Below are 6,847 nucleotides of genomic sequence, written 5' to 3'. Positions count from 1 at the left end.
CAGAGAAGCAAGCTTCTCCTCCAGCGTTCTACTTGCATGTATTAGGCACGCCGCCAGCGTTCGTCCTGAGCCAGGATCAAACTCTCATTAAAAGTTTGAGTTCTCACTCATTTCTGTCACTGACAGATTTATTGTTTTTTCATTGTTCAGTACTACAACCTTAGTTGTAGTGCCCTGCACATTGGTTCGTCTTGTTCAGTTTTCAAAGGTCTTTGTCACTCGCTTCTCTCAAGCGACAACTATATCAGTATATCACAGTCACTTTCGCTTGTCAACACTTTTTTGAAACTTTTTTAAGTTTTTTTGAAACTTTTTTTCATCAAGTGTTCCAACCGCAACATACCATAGTCCGTACGGGATTCGAACCCGTGTTACCGCCGTGAAAAGGCGGTGTCTTAACCCCTTGACCAACGGACCAGAGTTGTTATTTTCAACTCTTACTATTATACAGGCTTTTTCTGACTTGTCAACACCTTTTTTAAAATTTTTTATTAATTTTTTTTTGCATGAATTCCTAATGAGTACAGATGTCAAACTCTTTAAACACAATACGTAAGTCTCTTAATACTCTTTGACGACCTCGGAATCGTTCATTTCTTAAGACGCGTTCTAGCTCTTCTTGTTGCTCTTTACTTTGTTTGTTTCTATAATCTCTTAGGGTTTCATGAAAGAGATAATAATCATCTAGCCACAGACCGCCCTCACTTATACGATGACTGATTTCACCCACTTCTTCATAGGGTTCTTTATTATATCTTCGTTTGTGGCTTTCTTGCTTACGGAGATAATCTAAAATTCGATTCCGGAATTTTGTTTTGAAATATTTACGTAAGCGTGGGATATCTTCTACCAGCCCTTCTTCTCTACTAATCAATTCATGTAGACATATCATTCCCTCTTGATCCCAGTCCGATAACTCCCACAAATGAAGGTAATATTCATTTCTACACTTATATACACTCCCCTGGACTTCTTCATACAATTCTTTAAGCATCATGTTCTCCTTTCTATTTACAGTTTAACAAATCATGAAGCTAATTTGGTTATTTCCCCCGTTCTGTTCCCTACACCGTCTAAACTGCACAAAAAAGAGAGGACAAGCCTCTCTTAGGGTTATAATTCCGCAATTTGGTTTAGGTTTACTTCTGCAACTGTGTCATTACCAAACATAGAGATAATCATTTTCACTTTATTATTATCAATTTCTGTAATCTTACCAGTGTAGTCTGCAAAAGCGCCATCAATAATACGTACAGTTTGACCAACCTCAACATCGAAATCAAATTCTTGTACAGTTTGTCCCATAGATACCAAAATGTCACGAATTTCTTGTTCCAATAATGGAGTTGGTTTTGATCTGTTCCCGTGTGATCCGACAAATCCTGTAACATTTGGTGTGTTTCGCACAACAAACCAAGCTTCATCTGTCATCACCATTTCTACAAGAACATAACCTGGAAAGCGATTTTCTTCTACTTCTTTTCTCTTTCCATTTTTTTCAACTTGCACAGTTTGTGTTGGAATTTCAACGCGTAGAATATTATCCAACATATTATAGGTTTGTGCACGTTGTAATAGATTTTCTTTTACCTTATTTTCATAACCAGAATAAGTTTGTAAAACAAACCACCCTTTATCAAAACTATCCATGATATTTCCTTTCATAAATAGAAGATTTCTAGTGTAAATAACTCCACTAACCTTCTAAAAAATGTTAATAAATCGAATCAAACCTGAAACAATCAACTGGTCAAAAATGTAAATAATTACTACAAAGAAAGCTGTGTATTCCATGATAGAACGAAAATCTCTCCAGCTTTCCTTGCGAGTTGGCCATGTTGTGTCTTTAAGAAGTCTAAAAATATCTCCAATAAAACGCATCGCTCTCTCCTATCTCGTTTCTCTGTGTGTAGTGTACTTACCACAATGCTTACAAAATTTATTTACTTCTAGTCGTGTAGGCTTGGGGTTTCCACTAATCTTGATTGAATAGTTTCTCGAACCACAAACCGCACAAGCTAGGCTTGCTTTTTTTAGTGCCATAACGCCTCCATCTTATCTATTATAACAAGAAAGCTAGGCTTTGACAAGCATCTTAGCGAAATAGATTGACTACCGAATCCCATATTGTTTGAGCCTTTTCCTTAATCTTCGCATCTGAGATAGCCCGGCTAGCCTCATCTACTAGACTTTGCGCACGTCCTCGAATATCAGACAAATTATCATCTGTCTGGCTATTATCATTGGTTTGTACTTGTCTTTTTGTGTTAGCTGGTGCAATTCCATTTTTCTTATATGCATTTTCAACTGTGAAGGTACTTCCTGGCGTATAAGGTAAAATGGTATTGGCAATGTTTCTAAAGACATGGGCTGCACCATTTGAAGTAGATCCTGCTAGATAGTGATTTTCATCAGTGGTCGGAAAACCAAGCCAGTGACTAATCACTACATCCGGAGTATAGCCAATTACCCACTGGTCACTTGTGTATTCAGGATTAAAAACAGCTTCGGTTGTACCAGTTTTCCCTGCCATAACATAATCTGCAGGCGATGAACTAATACCGGTACCGTTAGTAAACGTCCCCAACATCATACTAGTCATCTTGTCAGCTACAGCTTTATCAATCACTCGTTTTTGTGAATTTTTATGGCTCGCAATAACCTGACCACTAGCATTTTCAATTCTACTAATAAAATGAGCTTCCGGCATTAAACCTTCATTTGCAAAGGCAGCGTATGCTTGAGCCATTTGCAGAGGGTTGGTTTCAACACCGCTTCCTAAAGCGACACCAAGAACACGGTCTATCTTTTCCATGTTGAGTCCAAATTTTTCGCCTGCCTCAAAAGCTTTATCAAGGCCCAAATCATTAACAGTGGCAACAGCAGGTAGATTAAGCGATTCTGCCAAGGCTTGATACATAGGAACTTCTCGACTCGTTTTGATTCCTGCATAGTTATCAACCTTATAGCTGTTATACTGCATGGTATGGTTATCCAAGAGCTTGTTCAAAGCCCAACCTGCTTCAACTGCAGGCGTATAAACAACTAAAGGCTTAATTGTAGAACCAGGGCTACGTTTTGATTGGGTTGCATAGTTGAAATTTCGGAATCCAGTTTTATCATTGTCAGCAACTTGACCGACAACTCCACGAACTCCTCCTGTTTTCGGTTCAAGAGCTACACTTCCTGATTGTGCAAATGTTCCATCCTCTGCCCTCGGAAATAGCGATGTATTTTCATAGACAACCTGCATATTTGCTTGATAGTTTTGGTCCAGCTCTGTGTAAATACGGTAGCCATTATTGACAATCTCTTCCTCTGTTAGATTATACTTGGAAACAGCTTCATTAACCACCGCATCAAAGTAAGAAGGATAGCGGTAATCTGAGATTTTCCCTTCATACTTATCGTGCAATTGCGAAGTCATATCAACTTCTGCAGCTTCGGTTTCTTGGTTTTTATCAATATATCCTGCTGCAACCATATTTTGTAAGACAGTGTCGCGACGATTAGTCGAATCTTGTACGGAATTCAAAGGATTATACAGTTCCGGTCCTTTGAGCATCCCTGCCAGAGTCGCAGCTTGATCCAAACTCACTTCTGACGCAGAAACTCCAAAGTATTTCTTACTCGCATCTTCTACACCCCACACACCATTTCCAAAATAAGCGTTGTTAAGGTACATGGTTAGAATTTGATCCTTACTATATTTTTTTGTTAATTCTAAAGCCAAGAAAAATTCTTTCGCTTTTCTCTCAACAGTTTGATCCTGTGACAAATAGGCATTTTTAGCTAGCTGTTGGGTAATAGTAGAACCACCACCTGAACGACCAGCAGTGACAATCGCCAAGAAGAAACGACCATAGTTAATCCCGTCATTTTTATAGAAAGAGCGGTCTTCTGTCGCAATAACAGCATTCTGCAAGTTTTTACTGATGTCAGTCAGCTCAACGTAGGTTCCCTTTTGACCAGACAAGGCACCAGCCTCTTTTTCTTCACGGTCAAAAATGATAGTTCGAGTTTTCAAGGCATTTTGCAAATCATTGACATTGGTTGACTTAGCTACAGCAAACAAATAGGTTCCAACTAGCAAGCCTGCACTCAAACCTAGTATAAGGACAATCTTTGTTAGATGATAGCGACGCCAGAATTTTCGAATTGGACCTACTTGGGCTAATTTTTTTCGATCACTGCGAGAGCGACGTAAGCTAGTAGAATCAGAGTCCTCTAGTTCACTTGTTTCTTTTTTAAAAAGAGAAAGAAATTTCTCAAACAATTTATCTAATTTCATGCGTTTATTTTATCATCTTCATCATAGGAAGACAAGAATTTAGCTATTTCCTATCCAAATAGGGCTTTTTTTGTTACAATATCTGTATGCAATTCACATTTACATTACCCGCCTCTTTACCTCAAATGACGGTTAAGCAATTACTGGAGGAACAACTCCTCATCCCTAGAAAAATCCGTCATTTTTTGAGAATCAAGAAACACATTTTGATAAATCAAGAAGAAGTTCACTGGAACGAGATGGTAAGTCCTGGAGATGTTTGCCAGTTGACTTTTGACGAGGAAGATTATCCCGAAAAAGAAATTCCTTGGGGCAACCCAAACCTCGTTCAGGAAGTTTATCAAGATCAACACTTAGTTATTGTCAACAAACCAGAGGGTATGAAAACCCACGGTAACCAGCCAAACGAAATCGCTCTTCTTAACCATGTCAGTGCCTACGTTGACCAAACCTGCTATGTCGTTCATCGTCTGGACATGGAAACCAGTGGCTTAGTTCTCTTTGCCAAAAATCCTTTTATCCTGCCCATTCTCAACCGCTTATTGGAGAAAAAAGAGATTTCTAGGGAATATTGGGCACTCGTTGACGGAAATATCAACAGCAAAGAACTTGTTTTCAGAGACAAAATCGGACGTGATCGCCATGACCGCAGAAAGCGAATAGTTGATACAAAAAATGGGCAATATGCTGAAACACATGTAAGCAGATTAAAGCAATTCCAAAACAAGACTTCCTTGGTTCATTGCAAACTAAAGACAGGTCGAACCCATCAAATCCGTGTACACCTTTCGCATCATAACTTCCCTATTTTGGGCGACCCTCTCTATAACAGCAATTCAAAGATAAGTCGGCTTATGCTTCATGCCTTCCGACTTTCCTTTACCCATCCACTTACATTAGAAAAATTAAGCTTCACTGCCCTTTCAGATACTTTCGAAAGAGAAATAAAAAAGAATGGATGATTGTGTCATCCATTTTTCCATATAAGAAAAGCAAGACCAAGAGGCCTTGCTTTTTATCGACTCATGAATTATTTAGCAATTTTTGCGAAGTATTCAAGAGTACGAACAAGTTGTGCAGTGTATGACATTTCGTTGTCGTACCATGATACAACTTTAACCAATTGTTTACCGTCAACGTCAAGAACTTTAGTTTGAGTTGCGTCAAACAATGAACCGTAAGACATACCTAGGATATCTGAAGATACGATTGGATCTTCAGTGTATCCGTATGATTCGTTTGAAGCTGCTTTCATAGCTGCGTTCACTTCGTCAACAGTAACGTTCTTTTCAAGAACTGCTACCAACTCAGTTACAGAACCTGCTGGAACAGGAACACGTTGAGCAGCTCCGTCCAATTTACCGTTCAATTCTGGGATTACAAGACCGATAGCTTTCGCAGCACCAGTTGAGTTAGGAACGATGTTTACAGCACCAGCGCGAGCACGGCGAAGGTCACCACCACGGTGTGGTCCGTCAAGAATCATTTGGTCACCAGTGTAAGCGTGGATAGTAGTCATCAATCCTTCTACAACACCAAAGTTATCTTGAAGAGCTTTAGCCATAGGAGCCAAGCAGTTTGTAGTACATGAAGCACCTGAGATAACTGTTTCAGTACCGTCAAGAACGTCGTGGTTAGTGTTGAATACAACTGTTTTAACGTCGTTTCCACCAGGAGCAGTGATAACAACTTTTTTAGCTCCACCAGCGTGCAAGTGTTTTTCAGCAGCTGCTTTCTTAGCAAAGAAACCAGTAGCTTCAAGAACGATTTCTACACCGTCGTTAGCCCAGTCGATTTGTTCTGGATCACGTTCAGCAGAAACTTTGATGAATTTACCGTTAACTTCAAATCCGCCTTCTTTAACTTCAACAGTACCGTCGAAACGACCTTGAGTTGTGTCGTATTTCAACAAGTGTGCAAGCATAACTGGATCTGTAAGGTCGTTGATACGAGTAACTTCAACACCTTCTACGTTTTGGATACGACGGAAAGCAAGACGACCGATACGTCCGAAACCGTTAATACCAACTTTAACTACCATTAGTGATTTCCTCCTTATGAAAATCATGAAATTTTTATTGTGAAAAGAGTAACTTGAATCACTACAAATCACCTTTCAACAAACCTATTATATAACTATTTAAGTTTAATTGCAAGTACGGGCATTGTTTTTCTATGTTAGTTTCTTTTTTAGCTAACTTCTCAAAGTAACTTCCACTTGCCTAACCAAAGTGGAAATTAGTCTAAAACGGATTTTTATGGTGGAATTAAGTATGAGACGTTTGAGTTAGAAACGAGGCTCACTATGACAAAACATAAACACCTTACCCTTTCAGACCGTAATGATATCCAATTGGGCTTAGAGCGCGGTGAAACCTTCAAAGCTATTGGACAATCCATTCTAAAAGACCCAACTACTGTTTCTAAAGAAGTCAAACGAAACAGACAAATCCGAGAGTCTACATGCCATAACCTTCCTTGCCCTCTACTCGACAAAGCTCCCTTTGTCTGTAATGGATGTCCTAAAAGAAGACAGAATTGTGGCTATAAGAAGAT

8 protein-coding genes, 1 tRNA gene and 1 rRNA gene are annotated in these 6,847 nt (G+C 39.1%); 2 read left to right on the top strand and 8 right to left on the bottom strand.

The annotated features are described in order from the left end of the window. From HT714_RS09465 to pbp2a, 7 genes are all read right to left on the bottom strand, one after another. Positions 1–92 (bottom strand): 16S ribosomal RNA (locus HT714_RS09465); the annotation flags it as partial. Positions 93–345: 253 nt separating this feature from the next. Further along, a tRNA-Glu gene (locus tag HT714_RS09460) sits at positions 346–417 on the bottom strand. A gap of 97 nt (positions 418–514) precedes the next feature. Next, positions 515–994, bottom strand: a complete 480-nt coding sequence (locus HT714_RS09455; RefSeq protein WP_173226880.1) for a sigma-70 family RNA polymerase sigma factor — start codon at positions 992–994, stop codon at positions 515–517. 119 nt (positions 995–1,113) lie between these two features. Continuing rightward, on the bottom strand, positions 1,114–1,650 hold the full coding sequence (nusG, locus tag HT714_RS09450; protein WP_000376739.1) for a transcription termination/antitermination protein NusG: 537 nt from the start codon (positions 1,648–1,650) through the stop codon (positions 1,114–1,116). A 54-nt stretch (positions 1,651–1,704) separates the two neighbouring features. Beyond that, complete coding sequence (secE, locus tag HT714_RS09445) at positions 1,705–1,881, bottom strand: preprotein translocase subunit SecE (protein WP_001210991.1); 177 nt, start codon at positions 1,879–1,881, stop codon at positions 1,705–1,707. A 9-nt stretch (positions 1,882–1,890) separates the two neighbouring features. Then, entirely contained in the window at positions 1,891–2,043 is a 153-nt protein-coding gene (gene rpmG, locus HT714_RS09440; protein WP_001809375.1) for a 50S ribosomal protein L33, read from the bottom strand. A 52-nt stretch (positions 2,044–2,095) separates the two neighbouring features. Then, complete coding sequence (gene pbp2a, locus HT714_RS09435) at positions 2,096–4,291, bottom strand: penicillin-binding protein PBP2A (RefSeq protein WP_166727426.1); 2,196 nt, start codon at positions 4,289–4,291, stop codon at positions 2,096–2,098. An 86-nt stretch (positions 4,292–4,377) separates the two neighbouring features. Here pbp2a and HT714_RS09430 point away from each other — a divergent pair, with 86 nt between their 5' ends. Continuing rightward, positions 4,378–5,253 carry an RluA family pseudouridine synthase gene (locus HT714_RS09430; protein ID WP_240148125.1) on the top strand — a complete coding sequence of 292 codons (876 nt, stop codon included), beginning with the start codon at positions 4,378–4,380 and terminating at the stop codon, positions 5,251–5,253. A gap of 68 nt (positions 5,254–5,321) precedes the next feature. Here HT714_RS09430 and gap read toward each other — a convergent pair whose 3' ends face one another. Next, a complete protein-coding gene (gene gap / locus HT714_RS09425) occupies positions 5,322–6,332 on the bottom strand; it encodes a type I glyceraldehyde-3-phosphate dehydrogenase (RefSeq protein ID WP_000260662.1) in 1,011 nt (336 codons plus the stop codon). Positions 6,333–6,596: 264 nt separating this feature from the next. Between gap and HT714_RS09420 the strand changes: the two genes are divergently transcribed. Next, positions 6,597–6,847: helix-turn-helix domain-containing protein (locus tag HT714_RS09420; RefSeq protein ID WP_173226882.1), on the top strand; the 251-nt coding region annotated here is incomplete at its 3' end.

The sequence above is a fragment of the Streptococcus sp. 3705 genome, from assembly GCF_013277145.1.
Lineage (GTDB): Bacteria > Bacillota > Bacilli > Lactobacillales > Streptococcaceae > Streptococcus.
This window is presented reverse-complemented; position numbering and strand designations above follow the sequence as displayed.